General features: G+C 57.9%; 17 protein-coding genes. 9 read left to right on the top strand and 8 right to left on the bottom strand.

Features of this window, described 5'->3' with window-relative positions:
* Positions 1-92: 92 nt before the first annotated feature.
* From AC2FFF_RS04170 to AC2FFF_RS04155, 4 genes are read left to right on the top strand one after another with little or no spacing between them, the layout of a single operon-like run.
* The gene (locus AC2FFF_RS04170) at positions 93-542 is read left to right on the top strand and encodes a GNAT family N-acetyltransferase (protein ID WP_496882856.1); all 450 of its coding nucleotides are present in this window, start codon (positions 93-95) and stop codon (positions 540-542) included.
* Positions 539-1,891, top strand: coding sequence for a DUF2927 domain-containing protein (locus AC2FFF_RS04165; protein ID WP_281971956.1), 1,353 nt, complete (start codon positions 539-541; stop codon positions 1,889-1,891). Before AC2FFF_RS04170 ends, AC2FFF_RS04165 begins: the two co-directional genes overlap by 4 nt.
* A 16-nt stretch (positions 1,892-1,907) precedes the next feature.
* Positions 1,908-2,078, top strand: a complete 171-nt coding sequence (locus AC2FFF_RS04160; protein ID WP_185956603.1) for a hypothetical protein — start codon at positions 1,908-1,910, stop codon at positions 2,076-2,078.
* A gap of 3 nt (positions 2,079-2,081) precedes the next feature.
* Positions 2,082-3,266, top strand: a complete 1,185-nt coding sequence (locus AC2FFF_RS04155) for a vWA domain-containing protein (protein ID WP_281971955.1) — start codon at positions 2,082-2,084, stop codon at positions 3,264-3,266.
* Between the two features lie 36 nt (positions 3,267-3,302).
* On the opposite strand, the gene AC2FFF_RS04150 is transcribed toward AC2FFF_RS04155, so the two are convergent.
* On the bottom strand, positions 3,303-4,787 hold the full coding sequence (locus AC2FFF_RS04150) for an inorganic phosphate transporter (protein ID WP_142633316.1): 1,485 nt from the start codon (positions 4,785-4,787) through the stop codon (positions 3,303-3,305).
* A gap of 171 nt (positions 4,788-4,958) precedes the next feature.
* Here AC2FFF_RS04150 and AC2FFF_RS04145 point away from each other — a divergent pair, with 171 nt between their 5' ends.
* Positions 4,959-5,645, top strand: coding sequence for a M48 family metallopeptidase (locus AC2FFF_RS04145; RefSeq protein ID WP_142633315.1), 687 nt, complete (start codon positions 4,959-4,961; stop codon positions 5,643-5,645).
* A gap of 71 nt (positions 5,646-5,716) precedes the next feature.
* Here the strand turns inward: AC2FFF_RS04145 and AC2FFF_RS04140 are convergent, their stop codons facing one another.
* From AC2FFF_RS04140 to AC2FFF_RS04125, 4 genes are read right to left on the bottom strand one after another with little or no spacing between them, the layout of a single operon-like run.
* Entirely contained in the window at positions 5,717-6,259 is a 543-nt protein-coding gene (locus AC2FFF_RS04140; RefSeq protein WP_142633313.1) for an RSP_2648 family PIN domain-containing protein, read from the bottom strand.
* Positions 6,256-7,458 (bottom strand): RSP_2647 family RNA methyltransferase, encoded by a 1,203-nt coding sequence (locus tag AC2FFF_RS04135; protein ID WP_281994489.1) that lies wholly within the window; start codon positions 7,456-7,458, stop codon positions 6,256-6,258. The genes AC2FFF_RS04140 and AC2FFF_RS04135 overlap by 4 nt, the downstream gene beginning before the upstream one ends.
* Before the next feature lie 38 nt (positions 7,459-7,496).
* On the bottom strand, positions 7,497-7,769 hold the full coding sequence (locus AC2FFF_RS04130; RefSeq protein ID WP_271947514.1) for a hypothetical protein: 273 nt from the start codon (positions 7,767-7,769) through the stop codon (positions 7,497-7,499).
* Positions 7,756-10,545, bottom strand: a complete 2,790-nt coding sequence (locus AC2FFF_RS04125; protein WP_496882855.1) for a [protein-PII] uridylyltransferase family protein — start codon at positions 10,543-10,545, stop codon at positions 7,756-7,758. Before AC2FFF_RS04125 ends, AC2FFF_RS04130 begins: the two co-directional genes overlap by 14 nt.
* A 282-nt stretch (positions 10,546-10,827) precedes the next feature.
* On the opposite strand from AC2FFF_RS04125, the gene AC2FFF_RS04120 reads away from it, so the two are divergent.
* The 4 genes from AC2FFF_RS04120 to AC2FFF_RS04105 all read left to right on the top strand — a co-directional run bounded on the left by AC2FFF_RS04120 (position 10,828) and on the right by AC2FFF_RS04105 (position 13,041).
* Positions 10,828-11,250, top strand: a complete 423-nt coding sequence (locus AC2FFF_RS04120) for a DUF2852 domain-containing protein (RefSeq protein WP_142633305.1) — start codon at positions 10,828-10,830, stop codon at positions 11,248-11,250.
* A 63-nt stretch (positions 11,251-11,313) separates the two neighbouring features.
* The gene (locus AC2FFF_RS04115) at positions 11,314-11,745 is read left to right on the top strand and encodes an RDD family protein (RefSeq protein ID WP_142635100.1); all 432 of its coding nucleotides are present in this window, start codon (positions 11,314-11,316) and stop codon (positions 11,743-11,745) included.
* Positions 11,746-11,820: 75 nt separating this feature from the next.
* Positions 11,821-12,645 carry an arginyltransferase gene (locus AC2FFF_RS04110; protein WP_281971951.1) on the top strand — a complete coding sequence of 275 codons (825 nt, stop codon included), beginning with the start codon at positions 11,821-11,823 and terminating at the stop codon, positions 12,643-12,645.
* Between the two features lie 6 nt (positions 12,646-12,651).
* The gene (locus tag AC2FFF_RS04105; protein WP_142633301.1) at positions 12,652-13,041 is read left to right on the top strand and encodes a VOC family protein; all 390 of its coding nucleotides are present in this window, start codon (positions 12,652-12,654) and stop codon (positions 13,039-13,041) included.
* Between the two features lie 134 nt (positions 13,042-13,175).
* Here AC2FFF_RS04105 and AC2FFF_RS04100 read toward each other — a convergent pair whose 3' ends face one another.
* The 3 genes from AC2FFF_RS04100 to AC2FFF_RS04090 all read right to left on the bottom strand — a co-directional run bounded on the left by AC2FFF_RS04100 (position 13,176) and on the right by AC2FFF_RS04090 (position 17,676).
* Entirely contained in the window at positions 13,176-15,530 is a 2,355-nt protein-coding gene (locus tag AC2FFF_RS04100; RefSeq protein WP_281971950.1) for a TRAP transporter large permease, read from the bottom strand.
* Between the two features lie 17 nt (positions 15,531-15,547).
* Positions 15,548-16,474 (bottom strand): TRAP transporter small permease subunit, encoded by a 927-nt coding sequence (locus tag AC2FFF_RS04095; RefSeq protein ID WP_271947526.1) that lies wholly within the window; start codon positions 16,472-16,474, stop codon positions 15,548-15,550.
* Positions 16,475-16,593: 119 nt separating this feature from the next.
* The gene (locus AC2FFF_RS04090) at positions 16,594-17,676 is read right to left on the bottom strand and encodes a TRAP transporter substrate-binding protein (RefSeq protein ID WP_142633295.1); all 1,083 of its coding nucleotides are present in this window, start codon (positions 17,674-17,676) and stop codon (positions 16,594-16,596) included.
* Positions 17,677-17,796 lie beyond the last annotated feature (120 nt).

The raw sequence follows: 17,796 nt of genomic DNA, 5'->3' as shown, positions 1-17,796 counted from the left end.
CGCTTGCCTTAGCAAGTCTCGGATGCAAGCATTGGTCTCGGGTTGCCCGGCTTGTCCGGGCAATTTACCATCAGACCCAACGGGACTCAGCAATGCCAGAAACAGTAACAATTCGAGCCTTGCATCCGACTGATCGCGAGGACTGGGCGGATATATGGCGGGATTATCTGGCGTTTTATGAAACGACGGTTCCGGATTCCGTCTATGACAGCACATTCTCGCGACTGCTGGGGGATGATCCGAACGATTTTTCTTGTTTCGTCGCGCAGGCCGACGGGGGGCTTGTGGGTTTGACCCACTTTCTGTTCCACCGCCATGCCTGGAAGGAAGAAAGCGTGTGCTACTTGCAGGACCTATTCGCCCGCCCCGAGGCGCGCGGCATGGGGGTCGGTCGCGCTTTGATTCAGGCCGTTTACGAAGAAGCGGATCGGCAAGGTGCACCGTCTGTCTATTGGCTGACGCAGGATTTAAACCATACCGCGCGAAAGCTCTATGACAGGATTGGCAAACAGACACCTTTCATCAAGTATCAGCGCCCATGACGCGATGGGTCGCAATCTTGATCAGCTTTGTCCTGACCGCATGTGCCACGATTGAGCCTGCCGAAAGCCCACCCGAGATTGTGGACGTCGAACCACCCCTGCCCCCCGCCAAGTCCTTTACGCGTGCATATCCCTCGCCTCCGGCGCGGTCGAATGAAAACATGGCAGCGGATTTCATCTCTCTGCATTTCGCACTGGAAGGGGGTACGGAACTGCCTGTTTTTACCCGGTTCGAAACCCCGATCACGGTGCGGTTGACAGGGGCTGCGACGGCCTCGCTTCAAAAGGATCTGGGCCGCCTGCTGACCCGTCTGCGCACCGAGGCCGGGATAGACATCAAACAGATCAAGGACGGTCAGGCCAACATCACGATCGCGGCGGTCAGTCAAAAAGAGATTCAGGCCATCCTGCCTCAGGCTGCATGTTTCGTGGTGCCCAATGCCTCAAGCCTTGAGGAGTACCGCCGGGACCGGTTCAAACAGAAAAGCAGCTGGACCAAACTGAGCAGCCGTCAGCGACTGGGCATCTTCATTCCCGCTGATGCAAGTCCGCAGGAAAAACGTGACTGCCTGCACGAAGAGATTGCACAGGCGCTTGGCCCGCTGAATGACCTGTATCGCCTTCCGGACTCGGTATTCAACGATGACAATATCCACACGGTTCTGACCGGGTTCGACATGTTGATCCTGAAGGCCGCATATTCATCCCAACTGCACAGCGGTATGACACGTGAACAGGTCGAAACGGCCATACCCGAAATTCTCTCGCGTCTGAATCCGCGCGGTGATGCGGTGCCGGTACAGCCCATGTCGGAAACTTCACGAGCCTGGATTTCAGCAATTCAGAAATCCTTGCAATCCAGTCGCAGCCAGCAATCGCGCATGAGGCAGGCCCGCAAGGCAGCCCGAATTGGCAAGGAACAAGGTTGGACCGATCACCGGCGCGCTTACCCTCATTACCTGATGGGCCGAATGGAACAGTTCGATGATCCGCATGAAGCGTTGCGCCAATATGATATTGCCCTGCAGTTTCTGCGCGCTACACCGGGCACGGAATTGCATCGATCCTACATCACGACCCAACTGGGCGCTTTTGCGCTTTCGCAAGGCAATGGGCCAGAGTTCCTGCCCGAAATCGACGACGCTATTAACGTGATGACACGGGCCGAGAACGCCTCGCAGCTTGCAACGTTGTTGTTGCTGAAAGCCGAAGTCCTGAATGAAGTCGGCCGTTCCGCAGAGGCACGTTCCGTCAGGCTGGACAGTCTGAGATGGGCACGATACGGCTTTGGCTCGGATGTAGTGGCCCGGTCGCTTATGCAGGACGTCGCAGAAGGACCAGTCAATTAACGGGGGCGATTAACGCATGATAGTGGTTCTGGGACTGGCGGTGCTGGGTGCGCTCCTTGGGGCGCTGACCGCGCGCAAACGCAACGGCAGCGGCGCCGATATCGCGCAATATGCAGCCGGATATGGAATCGCCTTTGCGCTGGTCGGGCTTATCCTGTCCTTGGTTCTGGTTCGCTTTGTGGTGTAGCCCATGTTTGTTCCCTTTTTCGAAAACCTTCGCAAAGCCGGTATCCCCGTATCCCTGCGGGAATATCTGACCTTTCTGGAGGGTATGAAAAAGGGGCTGGCAACCTATGATGTCGAGGCGTTTTATTACCTCGCCCGCGTGTCGATGGTGAAGGACGAACGCAATATCGACAAGTTCGACCGCGCTTTTGCCGCCAGCTTTGAAGGGCTGGAACAGATCGGGTTCGAACAGGTCCTCGAAGCCGTCGACATCCCTGCCGAATGGCTGGCGAAGATGGCGGAAAAGCACCTCAGCGAAGAGGAAAAAGCCGAGATCGAGGCCCTTGGCGGATTCGACAAGCTGATGGAGACGCTAAAAGAGCGGCTCAAGGATCAGCAAGGCCGCCATCAGGGTGGCAACAAATGGATTGGCACCGCCGGAACCTCGCCCTTCGGGGCCTATGGGTACAATCCCGAAGGCGTGCGGATCGGTCAGAAGGAAAGCCGCCATCAGCGCGCGGTCAAGGTCTGGGACAAGCGTGAGTTCAAGAACCTCGACGACACGGTCGAACTGGGCACGCGCAACATCAAGGTCGCGCTGAAACGCCTGCGCCGCTGGGCCCGCGAGGGTGCTGCAGAAGAGCTTGATCTGGACGGCACCATCCGCGCCACAGCCGAGCATGGATATCTAGACGTCAAAACCCGGCCCGAACGGCACAATGCCGTCAAGGTTCTGTTGTTTCTGGACGTCGGAGGCTCAATGGACCCACATATCAAAGTGGTGGAAGAGCTGTTCTCGGCCGCAAGAACCGAATTCAAGCATCTGGAATATTACTACTTCCACAACTGCCTGTACGAAGGTGTCTGGCGTGACAACATCCGCCGCTGGGACCAGCAGACGCCGACCCATGAGGTGCTGCGCACCTATGGTCCCGATTACAAATGCATCTTCGTCGGCGACGCCTCGATGAGCCCTTACGAGGTCGCCTATCCCGGCGGTGCCAATGAACATTGGAACCAGGAGGCTGGCCAGATCTGGCTGCAGCGGGCGCGCGACCAATGGGCATCGAACCTGTGGATCAACCCAGTGCCTGAGAAGTATTGGGAATATACCCACTCAATCGGAATGATCCGCGAGATTTTTCAGGATCGGATGGTGCCGATGACTCTGGCCGGGCTGGAAAAAGGAATGCGTGAGCTGACGCGATAACGCCAGCCCGCGGATCAGGTTCTGCCGAGGCCGGGATTACCCGGCGATGGCCTGAATGCCCAGAAACAGAACACCCGACAACACAGCCGCCGCGGGCACGGTAATAATCCAGGCTGCTATGATCGTCATAAAGTGCGAGCGGCGCACCAGCTTGCGCCGGCGGCGTTCTTCCGGTGCCAGAACCGTCCGCTCAGGCACTGTAATGCGGGCTTTACGCAGCCGTCTTTCAGCATCCCATTCCCGGAAGAAGCCGACGCCAAAGACGGCACCCACTGCAATATGGGTCGAGCTTACGGGAAGACCCAGCCAACTGGCCACGATAACGGTGATGGCTGCGGACAGCGCAACGCAATAGGCACGCATCGGGTTAAGTTTGGTTATTTGGCTGCCAACCATTCGGATCAGTTTTGGCCCAAACAGGAACAGGCCAAACGAAATGCCAAAGGCGCCGATGATCATGACCCAATAGGGAATACTGATCGCCTGGGTGAAATCACCCGAGGCAGAGGCTTGCACGATGGCCGCCAAAGGCCCAACGGCATTGGCCACATCATTGGCCCCATGTGCAAAGCTGAGAAGTGCAGCGGACACGATCAGCGGAATGCCAAACAATATTTTGAGGGACTTGTTGCGGTTCTCCAGCCCTTCGGATTGACGCCGAATAACCGGAATCATCACGGCCCAGACCAACGCCCCGCAGACTGCCCCGATCAGCAGAGCAGTGCTCAGGTCGATCTTGACGATCTTCTTGATACCCTTCAGCGCCAGGTAGCTTGCAAACGCCCCCGCCATGATACCAACCAGCATCGGAACCCATTTCCGGGCCGCCGCGATCTTGTCGTCCTGATAGATGATCCTGGCCTTAATGAACCAAAGAAAACCAGCCGCCACCAGACCGCCAAGCATCGGCGAGATAACCCAGCTGGCCGCGATCTTGCTCATCGTCCCCCAGCTTACTGCGCCAAAACCGGCTGCGGCGATCCCCGCCCCCATGACGCCTCCGACAACCGAGTGGGTCGTGGACACGGGCGCTCCGACCCAGGTCGCCAGGTTGACCCAAAGCGCCGAAGACAACAAAGCCGCCATCATCGCCCAGATGAATACAGTCTGCGTTCCCATGCTTTCAGGAGCGATAATGCCCTTCGCGATCGTGGAAACAACGTCACCTCCAGCGATCAGCGCGCCTGCACTTTCGAATATGGCAGCAATCGCGATGGCGCCCCCCATGGTCAGCGCATTGGCCCCGACCGCCGGTCCCATATTGTTGGCAACATCATTGGCCCCGATATTCAGCGCCATATATGCCCCAAACATTGCCGCAAGTACTACGATCAGCGTGTTGTTGCCTTGTCCGAACAGGAAGGCTGCCACAAGACCTGCGACAACGATAAAAGAAAGCGCGATGCCAGACCCGACAAATGGGCGACCCACCTGGGAGGTTGCCACTTCTAGCCGAGAAAAGCGTCTAAGGTCGCGGTCAAGCGTTTCCAGGTGACGGGCTTCGTGGTCATTGTTGGACATTGTGTGTTCTCCGACGAGTTCCCGTGCGGATAAGGCGGCAGGCGGCGTTTTTCAACAGTTAGAATCCTAAAGAACCCAGTTTCCACTGCGTCATGGCAGCTAGGAAGCCTTTCAGGCCCACGGAAACGCTGATGCCTTGCCCTTGTGTCTGCTTATCCCCATATCAGAACCATGCTCCGAATTACTCCGATTCTTCTGGCGGTTCTGTATGCCGTGGTGATGTACCGGATCTCGGTCTGGCGCACCCATCGCGAGCTTGACCTGAAATCGACCGAACTGGCCGATCCCGCCCTCAAGCGTATGACTGACCGGCTGGCGGCGGCGCTGGGGATCGAGAGGGTTCCGGTCTATATATATGAAATCGACCCGGTGAACGGGCTTGCGGCGCCGGATGGACGAATATTCATCACACGCGGGTTTTATCGCAAGTTCCTCAATGGCGAGGTTTCCGCCGAAGAGATGGCGAGCGTCATCGCACATGAACTGGGGCATGTGGCCTTGGGTCATGCTCGGCGGCGGATGATTGATTTTTCTGGGCAGAATGCGTTGCGGACAGCCTTGATGCTGCTTCTGAGCCGGTTCATCCCATTCATCGGTGCGATGATTGCAAATGCGCTGACTGCGCTTTTGGCGTCGCGCCTGTCACGTGGGGATGAATATGAAGCAGATGAATATGCCGCCGCCCTGCTGACCAAAGCCGGAATCGGCATCGGCCCGCAAAAGTCTCTGTTTCACAAGCTTGAGGATTTGACGCAGCAACGCGCGGGCGTTGTACCCGCCTGGTTGATGAGCCATCCCAAAACGGATGAGCGGATTGCGGCACTGGAAGTGCTTGAGCAGCGTTGGGCGCGTGGCTGAGGCTCGGCGGCGAGAGGCCAGCCTCTCGCGCTCTCCGAGGTATTTTTGGCCAGATGAAACAGGGATCGCGCCTAGGTAGTCAGCGCTTTACCCAGACGCGGCAGGCGGGCTTTTTTCATCAATCCACGCAAAGTCCATGTATCGCCTGACAGGCGGTTTGCTTCGGCCAGTACCTGCTGTGCAAGCTGGTCCAGCCCTTGCGGGTCGTTATACCAGAAACCATACAGCAGACTGTCAGGGTCACGCCGCTCAAGCCCTTCTTCTGCAAGAATATTTCTGGGGAAATCCTTGGCGTTGACCGTGACGATGGTATCCGCTGACGCGGCTACTGCAGTGGCCAAAACGTGGATATCAGCGGCGTCCGGCAGCCAGAGCCGAGCCTGCAGGCCATCATTGGCTGGGCGTTCTGCCTTGGGCCATTTGACCTGCGTCAGGGCAATCTCGGCACGGGCCTGCGCCTCGCCCTCGGGGCCCAGCTTGCGTGCGGCGCGGGCCCATTCCTCGAGGATGCGCGCCGACCATATAGGGGTGAAATGACCTAGTCGGGCGGTGCCCAACAGCATCTCACGCATCACCGTTGGATAGATGACGCAGGTATCGAGTACAGCCTTCATAACCGGTAGAACACGGCCTTGAGGTAACCGCTTTCAGCCAGCTGCGGCAGTTGCGGGTGATCGGGCCCGGCAAAGCCCGTATGGATCAGTTGGGCTGAGCGCCCGGCGCGCCCGATACCACGGGATGAGGCGTCGCGGAAGCGGCCCAGATCAGCAGCGTGCGAGCATGAGCATAAGCCCAGATATCCGCCCGGCTTGACCAGTGTGGCGGCCAATCGCGCAATGCGTTCATAGGCCCGCAGCCCTGCATCCAGCGCCTGCCTTGATGGTGCAAAGGCGGGAGGATCACAGATAACGACGTCGAATTTAGCGCCTTCGTCGTTCAACTGAGCCAACACATCAAAGGCATCGCCTTGGCGCGTGTCGAATTGATCGGCAAAGCCAGAAGCCTCGGCCCCTTTTGCGGCCAACTCCAATGCCGTGGCCGACCCGTCGACCGACAGCGCCTGTCCGGCGCCACCCGCCAGCATCGCCAACCCGAACCCTCCGACATGGCTGAAGACATCCAGTACCTGTGCCTTGGGTTGAACCAGCTGCGCAGCAAAGGCGTGATTGGGGCGTTGGTCATAGAACAGGCCGGTTTTCTGACCGCCCGCCAAATCCGCCATATAGGTTGCACCGTTCATCAACACGGGCAAAGGCGCATCTGGGACAGTGCCGCGCAAGGTCAGGTTGACATCATCCAACCCTTCCAGACCGCGTGTCCGGCCCGAGGCGTTTTTCAGCACGGTCGTCACGCCGGTCACGGCGGTCAGTGCATCGGTCAACATATCCAGATGCGCTTCGGCCCAGGCAGCGTTGGGCTGGATCACACACGCCTCACCGAACCGGTCGATGATGACACCCGGAAAGCCATCGGCCTCGGCATGGATCAGGCGGTAAAAGGGCGAGTCAAACAGGCGTTCGCGCATATCAAGCGCGCGGCGCAGACGGGTTTCGAACCAATCAGCCGTCAGCTCGGCGTCAGGATCGCGGTCCAGCACACGGCACATGATTTTCGATTCAGGATTGACCGCCACCAGCGCGATCGGCGCGCGATTTTCATCCTCGAGCACGGCCAGCGCGCCAGCAGGGATTTTGCGCGTGCGACGGTCGGTGACAATGTCATTGGCATAGACCCACGGGAAGCCATGGCGCAGGCCGCGCGCATTGGCTTTGGGTTTCAGGCGGATACGGGGACGGTCTGCAGTTTGGGTCATGGCGACCTCATAGTCGCGAACGCGCCGAGGGGAAAGCCCTAGCGGTTGCGAGACCGCCAACCACCGCGCCGTTTCGGCGCCTGAGCTGATTGCAACCCTTCGGTCAGCACCTGTGTCATTGGGTGATCGACCTCATCTTTGGCATAGATGGCGTGCAGGTCAGACAGGGCTTGCCTCTGATCACGCCCCTCCGGAAGGCTTAACGCCCAGTCCAGAAAGATACTGCGACATTCGGGCAATGTGATGCCATCGATGCGATAGGCCTCGCGGATCAGGCCTTTGTGATCGTTCGGATCGTCATTGCGCGGCATCTTTATCCTCCTGAATCACGCGGCCGATAATTTCGGCGGCGATATCGTAGCTTTCCTGCAACGCGGCCTGCAACTGTTCTACCTGCTCATACCCGGTGGCCCGACACAGGAAGGCAGAACCGCCCTCTCCGATTTTATCGGCCTCGATAACCTTACCTGACAACAGCCGAGCTGCGCATTGCACAGACCAGCATAGATCGTAGCAATCCTTCAACGTTTGCGCCTGAGCGACATCCAAAAGCGCGGCTGCGACTGCACCGTCCAACCCGGCATGTACATCGCGCTTTGCAACACCGGACAGTAAAGCGCCTGTTTCGGCCATCAGCTCTATGTCCATCATGCGTCCGGCCCCATTCTTGGCATCCCAAATACCGGCGGGGGTTTTCGCGGCTGCCAGACGCGCGCGCATTTCGGCAACTTCGCGCAAAACCTGCGCCTGATCGCGGGAGCGCGAAACAAGCTCTGTTCGAAAGCCCTCGATATCGTCGGCCAGAGAGGGCTCACCGGCGACGGGGTTTGCGCGCGTCAGGGCTAGGTGTTCCCACACCCATGCCTCATTCTGCTGATAGTTCGTGAAGCTGGCCCAACTGGTCGCCACCGGCCCCTGATTGCCCGAGGGGCGCAGCCGCATGTCGACCTCATAAAGTCGCCCCTGCGACATTGGAGCCGACAGCGCCGTGATCAGTGCCTGCGTGAACCGGGCATAGTAGGTCCGCGTGGCAAGAGGCCGTGGGCCCTCGGACATGTCCTGATCCAGCGGGTCGTAGATCACGATCATATCAAGGTCAGATTGCGAGTTGATCCGCCCTGCCCCCAGGGATCCCATGCCCAACACAGCGGCACCGCGACCAGGTGCGGGCCCGTGTTTGCTGGTGAACTGGTCCACAACACATGGCAGGATCGCAGCGATCACCGCGCTTGCAAGTTCGGCATATTGCTGCCCGGCCTGCACGCCGTCGATCAACCCGCGCAGATGGTGAACGCCGATCCGGAAATGCCATTCCTTGCACCAGCGCCGCGCCAGATCAAGCTGGCTTTCGTAGTCCTGCTCCTGCGAGAGTTCTCGCTCCAATTCGCCCTGCAGCACCGTCCGGCCCGGCCAGTCGTCAAAGAAGCTGCCGCCAATCACCGCATCAAAGACCGAGGCGTTGTGCGACAAATGCGCGGCCAATGCATGCGACGTGCCTACTATATCGACAAGCAGGTCGATAAGCTGCGGGTTGGCCTCGAACAGAGAAAACAGCTGCACGCCCGCAGGCAACCCGCGAAGGAAGCCGTCCAGTGCCAGCAGCGCCTCATCCGGTTGGGCGGTTTTGGCAAGACGCGTCAGCAGCTCTGGTTTCAGCCGTTCGAAAATCCGCGCCCCGCGCTGAGAACGCAGTGATGGGTAGGTCGTCCAGCGCGCCAATATGCTTTCGTCAAATTCAACTTCTGGCAAAGGTGCACGGGCTGTCGGGCCGGGGGCGAAAAAACCTTCGGTCAACTCATGAACCTCGGTCAGTCGCCGTTTCAGATCCGCAGTCAGATCGGCGCTATCAATCCCCATCAGGCATGCAATCCGCTCAATCCCGTCCGAGGATTGCGGAATCTTATGGGTCTGCGCATCATGGATCATCTGAATGCGGTGTTCGACTTCGCGATGCGCGCGGTAGTGATCGGTAAGCTTTTCAGCCACGTCCTCGGGCACCCACCCTTTGCCGGCCAAAGCCGCCAAACCCGGTACAGTGCCACGCACGCGCAGGTCCGTATCGCGACCTCCGGCAATCAACTGTCGGGTCTGAGTGAAGAATTCAATCTCGCGTATCCCGCCTTGCCCTAGTTTCATATCATGACCCGGAATGGTGAGCGCACCGCCTGTCCCTTTGTTTTCGCGGATACGCAAGCGCATGTCATGGGCATCCTGAATAGCGGCGAAGTCCAGATGCCTTCGCCAGATGAAGGGGCGGAGCGTATCCAGGAAACGCTGCCCCGCAGCGATATCGCCAGCGCAGGGACGCGCTTTGATATATGCGGCGCGCTCCCAAGTGCGGCCCAGACTTTCATAGTACCGTTCGGCAGCTTCCGCAGCCAGACAAACTGGCGTCACCGCAGGGTCAGGCCGCAGCCTTAGATCAGTGCGAAATACATATCCATCCGCTGTCTTGTCACTGAGTGTGGCGCAGAAATTCCGTGTCGCCCGGACCATCCCTTGCCGCGCTTCATAGAAATCGTCCGGATCATAGCGCGTTTCGTCAAACAAAACGATCAGGTCGATATCAGAGCTGTAGTTCAACTCATGCGCACCCATCTTGCCCATGGCCAATATGATCATTCCCGCGGCAGAGGCGACATCATCTTCGGTCATCCCCGGCAATTTACCTCGCCGGATCAAGGTTGCAATCTCGGCCTTGGCGGCAACATCAGCTACCATGGCCCCGAAATCGGTTAGTGCCCCTGTAACTTTTTCCAACGGCCACGCCCCTGCCAGATCCGCCAGGGCGGTCAACAGCGCCAAACGCCTCTTGGCCTGCCTCAGCCCCGGCCTGAGTTGATCCGCAGGCAAGGCCCTTGCGGTTTCCATAATGGATGCAAGTATCGCGTCCGGTTGTGCCAAAGCTTGCGGTAGCCAGTCGGCTTCCAGATCAATCAGGCCTTTGAGATAGGGGCTGGAGCCCGCAGCCCCTGCGATCAGTTCCCCCTGCTCAGGTGTAATGCCACCCACTGCTTCGCGCGCTTCGGAACCAAGTGAAGGATCAAAGGCGCGCGGTACACGGTTGACGGCAAGAAGTCCTGTCATTTCATCTCCGAAGACGTGGTTTTAGTATTTCTGTGGCCAAATTTCTAACCCGACATTGCAACAATCTGGCGCATAACTCAAAACAGCGCCGCAGCAGACAACCCAGTCAATGTTTGAAAGAAACCGTGGTGCGTTAGACTGAAATTGCGCTTGTTCAGATTTCAGGTCAACCATCCGAAATTCAGAAATGTAAATCATTTTCACATTGACCTCTTGTAACTGGGTTTGGTGCCCCCATCTATTCAATGTGAAAGCAATTTACATCTAACCCGGAGAGCACCAATGACCGCATTGACCGAACACGCCGTCCCTGAAAACCCGGGATGGCTCAGCCGCGCAGAAGCCTGGCTTGACGATAAAGGCAAAGGGGCCTGGATCGCTGCCATGGTCCTTGGCTTTATCTTTTTCTGGCCCGTCGGCCTGGCCCTTCTGGCCTACATGATCTGGAGCAAACGTATGTTCAACAAATCCTGCAGCCGTCGCAAATCCTGGCACAGCCACATGAGCGCAATGAAACCCTCGGGCAACAGCGCATTCGACGCCTACAAGTCCGACACTCTGGCTCGGCTGGAGCGTGAGCAACAGGAATTCGAAGCGTTCCTGCATCGCCTGCGCGAAGCGAAAGACAAGGCCGAATTCGACCAGTTCATGGATGAACGCGTCCGCGAGAACCGCGAAAGCGATGAAACCGGCGATAACGCCTGATCGACCTTGCCCTGTTCCGACAATCGGGACAGGGTATTTGAAACATCTACCGGAATGACCCGTATGCACTCCTTGCCAGACCCGAACCGACAGCCCGAGTTTTACCAGTCCGTCACGACCAAACGGTTCCTGGCCTGGCTGTTCGATATCGCCTTTATTTCGCTGCTTTGTACCGTCGCCATCGTCCTGACCCTCGGGCTAGGCGTACTGATACTCGCCCTGATTTATGCGGTGGTCAGTTTTGTCTATCGCGTCGTCACAATCGCCAACGGCTCGGCCACTCTGGGTATGCGTTTCATGGGGGTCGAACTGCGCGACGCTTTTGGTGAACGAATGGATACAGGTAAAGCGGTCGCACACACAGCCGGTTATTTTGTCAGCATGGCATTTCCGGTGCTGCAAATCATTTCAGTCATCATGATGCTGACCGGCGCGCGCGGCCAGGGCCTGACTGACACCCTTCTCGGAACTGTTATGATTAACCGTCGCGCTTAAAAGACTGTCGCGTGAATCACTTGGCGGCTCCGGGAACGGTTGTTATCATCGCGTTTCAGGAACCATAGGACATTCATGCGACACACGCTGCCAATCGCGCCGCAATTCTACGTTACGGCCCCTCAGCCTTGCCCTTATCTTGAGGGCAAGATGGAGCGTAAGCTGTTCACAGCCCTGCAAGGCGAAGGCGCGAATCAACTGAATGACTCCCTTTCCCAGCAAGGGTTTCGACGGTCTCAGAACGTCCTATACCGCCCTTCCTGCACTGATTGCGCCGCGTGTTTGTCCGCGCGGATTGACGTTTCGGCCTTTCAACCCAGCAAAAGCCAGAAGCGCGCGGTCAGGCGGAACTCATATTTGCGACGCCGGGCGAATTCCCCATGGGCTACCGACGAACAGTATGACCTGTTCCGCACCTATCTTGACACCCGACATGCGGATGGCGGCATGGCGGATATGGACGTCTTCGAATTTGCAGCCATGATCGAAGAGACCCCCATACGCAGCCGAGTGGTCGAATATTCAGACCCGGAATCCGGTAATCTGATCGCTGTCAGTTTGACCGATGTCTTGGATGACGGGCTGAGCATGGTCTATTCATTCTATAGCCCGGATCAGCCCCAGAATTCACTGGGCACGTACATGATTTTGGATCACATCGACATCGCACGCGAGGCGGGTCTGCCCTATATTTATCTTGGCTACTGGGTGCCTGGCAGCCCGAAAATGGGATACAAATCCCGCTTTGCAGGGCTGGAAGTGTACAGTCAGGGCGAATGGAAACGGGTCAAGGATCCCTGTGACATTGCACATGACGGCCACCACCCGCTGTCCACCGCCCCCATCGCCGAACAGGTTGCCAGCATCCAACTGCCTGATCGTCACCCGACCAAAGGCTGAAACCTGATGCGACAAAGCCTCCACGCCGTTACGCTTGTCGTGCCGGATTACGATGATGCCATCGCCTTTTTCACGCATACACTCAGCTTTTCCCTGACGCAGGACATCGACTTGGGCGCTGGAAAAAGATGGGTCCGCGTAAGCCCACCCGGATCCACCGGGGGCTCACTTCTACTCGCCAGGGCCGCCGATGCAGATCAGAGAACCGCAATCGGCAACCAGACAGGTGGTCGGGTCGGCTTCTTTCTGGAAACAGACAATTTCGACCGCGACTATAAGGCCATGCTGGCCAAAGGCGTCCATTTCGAAGAAGCCCCGCGCCATGAACCTTATGGGACCGTAGCGGTCTGGCAGGACCCATTCGGCAACCGCTGGGATCTGATCCAATTCACCTGATCCTCATCTTCATCTGGCCCAAAATACCTCGGGGCTGAATTGGCCACAGGCCAAGAAGGGGCTGGCCCCTTTTACCTACCAACAAAGCAAAGGGGGCCCGCAGGCCCCCTTTTCCTTTAAACACCTGACTTCGATCAGTTCGGGATCAGATCCGGCACGATGGTCACAATCGCAGGGAAGAACCAAAGGATTCCGATACCTACCACCTGGATCAGCACAAACGGTACAATCCCACGATAGATGTGGCCGGTGGTCACTTCTTTCGGCGCGACCCCGCGCAGATAGAACAGCGCAAATCCAAAAGGTGGTGTCAGGAACGAGGTCTGCAGGTTCACCGCCACCATGATCGTCACCCATTTCGGATCAAAAGACCCGCCGTAGATTACCGGGCCTACAATCGGGATCACGATGTAGATGATTTCCAGGAAATCCAGTACGAACCCAAGGAAGAACAGCACCAGCATCACGATCAGGAAGACCGTGAATTCATTGTCAAAGCTCTTGAGGAACTGCTGGATATAGTGCTCACCGCCAAACGAGATCACCACAAGGTTCAGCAACTGAGACCCGATCAAGATGGTAAACACCATTGAGGTCACCTTGGCGGTCTCCCGCACCACCGGGGTCAGCACGCCGCTGGAATACAGAACCCAGCAGCCGAACAGCAAACCGAACAGGGCATACAGATAGGCCGCATAGGCTATGATGAAGGCAATCCAGGTTTCGGCCGAGGCGCTGCTCTGATTGATGCGCAGATCAAAATTGACCCCCATCAACAGGGCAATGACCACGGCGAAGGTGGCCCAGATGATAACCTTGCCAGACCGCTCCTGATCTTGCAGCTTGCGATAGGCCGCCAGCATGATCGCACCACCCGCGCCCAATGCCGCCGCCGGTGTTGGGTTGGTCACCCCACCCAGGATCGACCCCAGCACCGCGATGATCAGAACCAGCGGAGGAAAGACCACCCGGATCAGATCATTGGTGGCACAGCGCGCCGCAGCCTCTTTGCAGCCATAGATGGCCAAGGCAAAGGGCAACGCCAGCATCACAAAGGTCAACCCTGACGACGTTGTTGGCGACACGAACAGAATATCGACAAGCAACATCAGGATCAGACCAATGGACCCAAGGATCAGCGGCTGTGGCGACCGTGACGGCGCAATGCCCCGACCCAGCACAATGGTCAGACCCAGCAACAGAACCATCACCGCAACACCCGTTCCAATCGGAGCGGCGTTGGCAATCTTCTCTTGCTGCGCGGTGGCAAGCTCTTCCTCGGTCAGACGAGTTGATTCTGCGGCACCACCTGCGTCATCAATGGCCGTTTGCTCGGCCACGGCCTGATCCCAGGCGGATTGACCATGCAGCTCGATCATCGAGGCTTTGCAGGTTTCGGAAACGTTGGTCCGCAGCGATGCGCCCTGCCCGATATCTGAGAATGCCGAGACCGAGACGTTCTGGCTGCCGATGACGCCCAGATTGCCCAGCAGAACTGTACCCACGATCAGCGCGACAGGCGCACCCAGCAACCAGGTGAAGCCTTCTGAACGGGTAATGGGCTCTCCGCTGCCGCCGGTCATGGGCACCGCAGGCGCCTTATGCGGGTTGAGCAGCGCATAGCCAAAGGCATAAAGCGCATATAGCAGCGCCAGCATGATCCCTGGCAGCAAGGCGGCCTGGAACAAAGTACCGACCGAGACAACCGCAGGCTCACCCAGATAGGTCAGTGCGTCCGTGCATCCTGCGTCAACCGCGCGGGTCTCTTGAGCCGTCGAATACAAGTCACCGGCCAGCGTTCCCAGCAGAACAATCACGATCGAGGGCGGAATGATCTGCCCCAGCGTTCCCGAAGCCGCGATGACACCCGTCGCCAATTCAGGCGAATAGTTGTTGCGCAGCATGGTTGGCAGCGCCAACAGCCCCATGGTTACAACGGTCGCGCCCACAATCCCGGTTGAGGCCGCAAGAAACGCCCCCACGACCACAATCGAGACGGCCAGACCACCCGGCAACGGTCCAAAGACGCGCGCCATTGTGGTCAGCAGATCATTGGCGATCTTCGACCGTTCAAGCGTGATGCCCATCAGCACGAACATCAAAACCGCCAGAAGGGTTTCAATGGACTGACCGGCCAGAACACGCTCGTTCATGCGGTTCACGATGAACGACACGTTGCGGTCCAGAGCGGTTTCCCAGCCCGAGACAAAAACAGGCTCGGCAATCCTTGGCAAGTCCGGGAAGCGGAACACTGATATGGTATCGGGTTTAACCCCCGTGCTGACCAGATCCTGATACGCCGCAGAGCCGGTGTCGATCGCCTGGTGAATCAGCAAACCTGCGCTGTCCAATGCGGCGATGATGCCGAATGAGATCACTCCTGCCCCGCCGATGGCGAAGGCCACCGGAAAACCGGATAGAATACCTCCGAAGAGGCAGAAAAATACGATAATGAGGCCTATCTCGACGCCATCAAGTCCGAATAGCATTGTCTGGTTCTCCGTCCCTAATGCGCGCCTTCGTAGGCTTCTTCACCCTCGCCAAGGCTGTCCTTGTCGAGGTATTTTCCAACACTTTCCGGGCCTTCCACATATTCCAGATACGAGCGGTACAGGAATGCAATCGCGTGCAGGAACACCATCGCTGCGAAGGCGATCAGTAGGATCTTGAACAGGAAATAGCCGTTGAATCCGTTGGGGCTGAACCCGATGGTTTCCACGTTCCAGCGCAGCGCGCGGGACTTGGCCACCAGCCGGTCCAAAGTATCACTGGCCGAGGGCTTCGGCACGATCAGATGCCGCCACATGAAGTACCAGCCATACATCCAGGTCAGCACCGCCATCGGCATCATGAACAGTATGGCACCACACATGTCGACCACACGTTTGGCGCGGTGGCTGATGCCGGCATAGATCAGGTCAACGCGGACATGGCCGCCCTGTACAAAGGTGTAGGTGCAGCACAGGCACACGACCATGGCGTTATACAGTTTCAGCTCTTCAGCGAACCAGCTGATATCCATCTGAAACGGGATACCCAGCCCAAAGGACATATCCGGGCGGGTAAAGACCCGCTGCATGAACACGATGATGATCTGCTGAACCACCATCAAAAGGCCTGCCCAGGCGAAGAAACGCCCCGTCGTGTTGGCAAAGCCTTCAAGCCCGCGCACCATCGCCCACATGAAGTTGCGGTAGTAAAGACCAATGGCCGTCAACACCAGAAACAGCGTGAAAACCACAAAGAAGAACTCGACCGACCCGCCGTAATAGACAAAGCGCATGACTGCTTCTTTGTCCGACCAGTCTAGCCAGAGTTGCGGATGCGTGATGGCGTATCCGAAATTAATGAAGGCTTCGGCAATGTTCTGAATGAACCATATCAGTCCATTCCACAGGGCGCCGAAGAACGAGATACCGTTTTCGTCCTGCATGTTGTCCCCAGGTCGCGTCAGTTGCACATTTGAGAGTTACAGTTTGTCCGACCGTCAGATGCGCAACGGGAAAGGCTCCCCCGACATGCGGGGGAACCGATTTCAAAGATCGAAGTGACTTAGCCGCGAACGCGGTCGCGCTGCGAGGTGTAGACACCCGACGACAGATTGTTCCAGGCCGAAGACGCGGCCATGGATTCCATCGCGCTGTCGTGGATGCGCTTGAACAGCTCGTCGCCCATGTTCTCGTCCAGGACTTCCTGGCTTGCGGCACCAAACGCGTCCCAAACGCTGTCCGGGAACTCCATGACCTTGACGCCACCTGCCTGCAGACGCTGCAGCGCCGCGCCGTTGTTGGCCAGGAACTGCGCCAGGTTCCACTGATGGCATTCACCTGCGGCGATCTCGATGATCTTCTGCTGCGAGGCAGACAGGCTGTCATAGACCTCGCGGTTGGTTGCCAGCGAAAGACCCGCACCCGGCTCATGGAAGCCCGCGGTGTAGTATGTCTTGGTGATTTCCTGGAAACCGGCTTTTTCGTCAGCCCACGGACCGATCCACTCGGTTCCGTCGATCGCGCCGGATGACAGCGCCTGATACACTTCGGAGCCCGGAATGTTCTGCACGGATGCGCCCAGTTTACCCAGAGCTTTACCGCCCAGCCCCGGCATGCGGAACTTCAGGCCGTTGAAATCTTCGGGGCTGTTGATCTCTTTCGAATACCAGCCACCCGCCTGCGCACCGGTGTTACCAGCCAGGAAGGATTTCAGGCCAAAGATTTCGCCCAGCTCGTCATGCAGTTCCATACCACCGGCATGGTAGTACCAGTTCACCAGTTCCTGGGCGGTCATACCAAACGGAACAGCGGTAAAGAATGCATAGCCCGGATGCTGACCCACAAAATAATAGTCTGCCGCGTGGTACATGTCGGCCTGACCGGATGATACCGCGTCAAACACTTCGAACGCGCCAACCAGCTCACCGGCTGCTTTGATCTCAACGTTCAGGTTGCCGTCCGACATGGTGGTGATGCTGTCGGCGCAACGCTGCGCGCTGTCGAACACACCTGCAAGGCCACGGCCCCAGGATGTGACCATGGTCAGCGTGCGCTTGCCCTGTGCATAGGCCGGTGCCGCCAGCGTGGTCGCTGCAGCAGCCGAGCCGCCCAGTGCGGATGTTTTCAGAAATGAACGACGGTCCATATGAGTGATCCTCCCCTTCATAATCATGACCCGGATTGTCCGGGCCTGTCGTATTCAACAGCGGCAAGACTAGTCACAAGGAAGTGAAAGGGAATACCTACTACTGCGTAGAAACGCGGC

The organism is Ruegeria sp. YTSA226 (assembly GCF_059609905.1).
The sequence above is the reverse complement of the archived record's forward strand: the minus strand, read 5'-3'. Positions and strand labels throughout refer to the sequence as shown.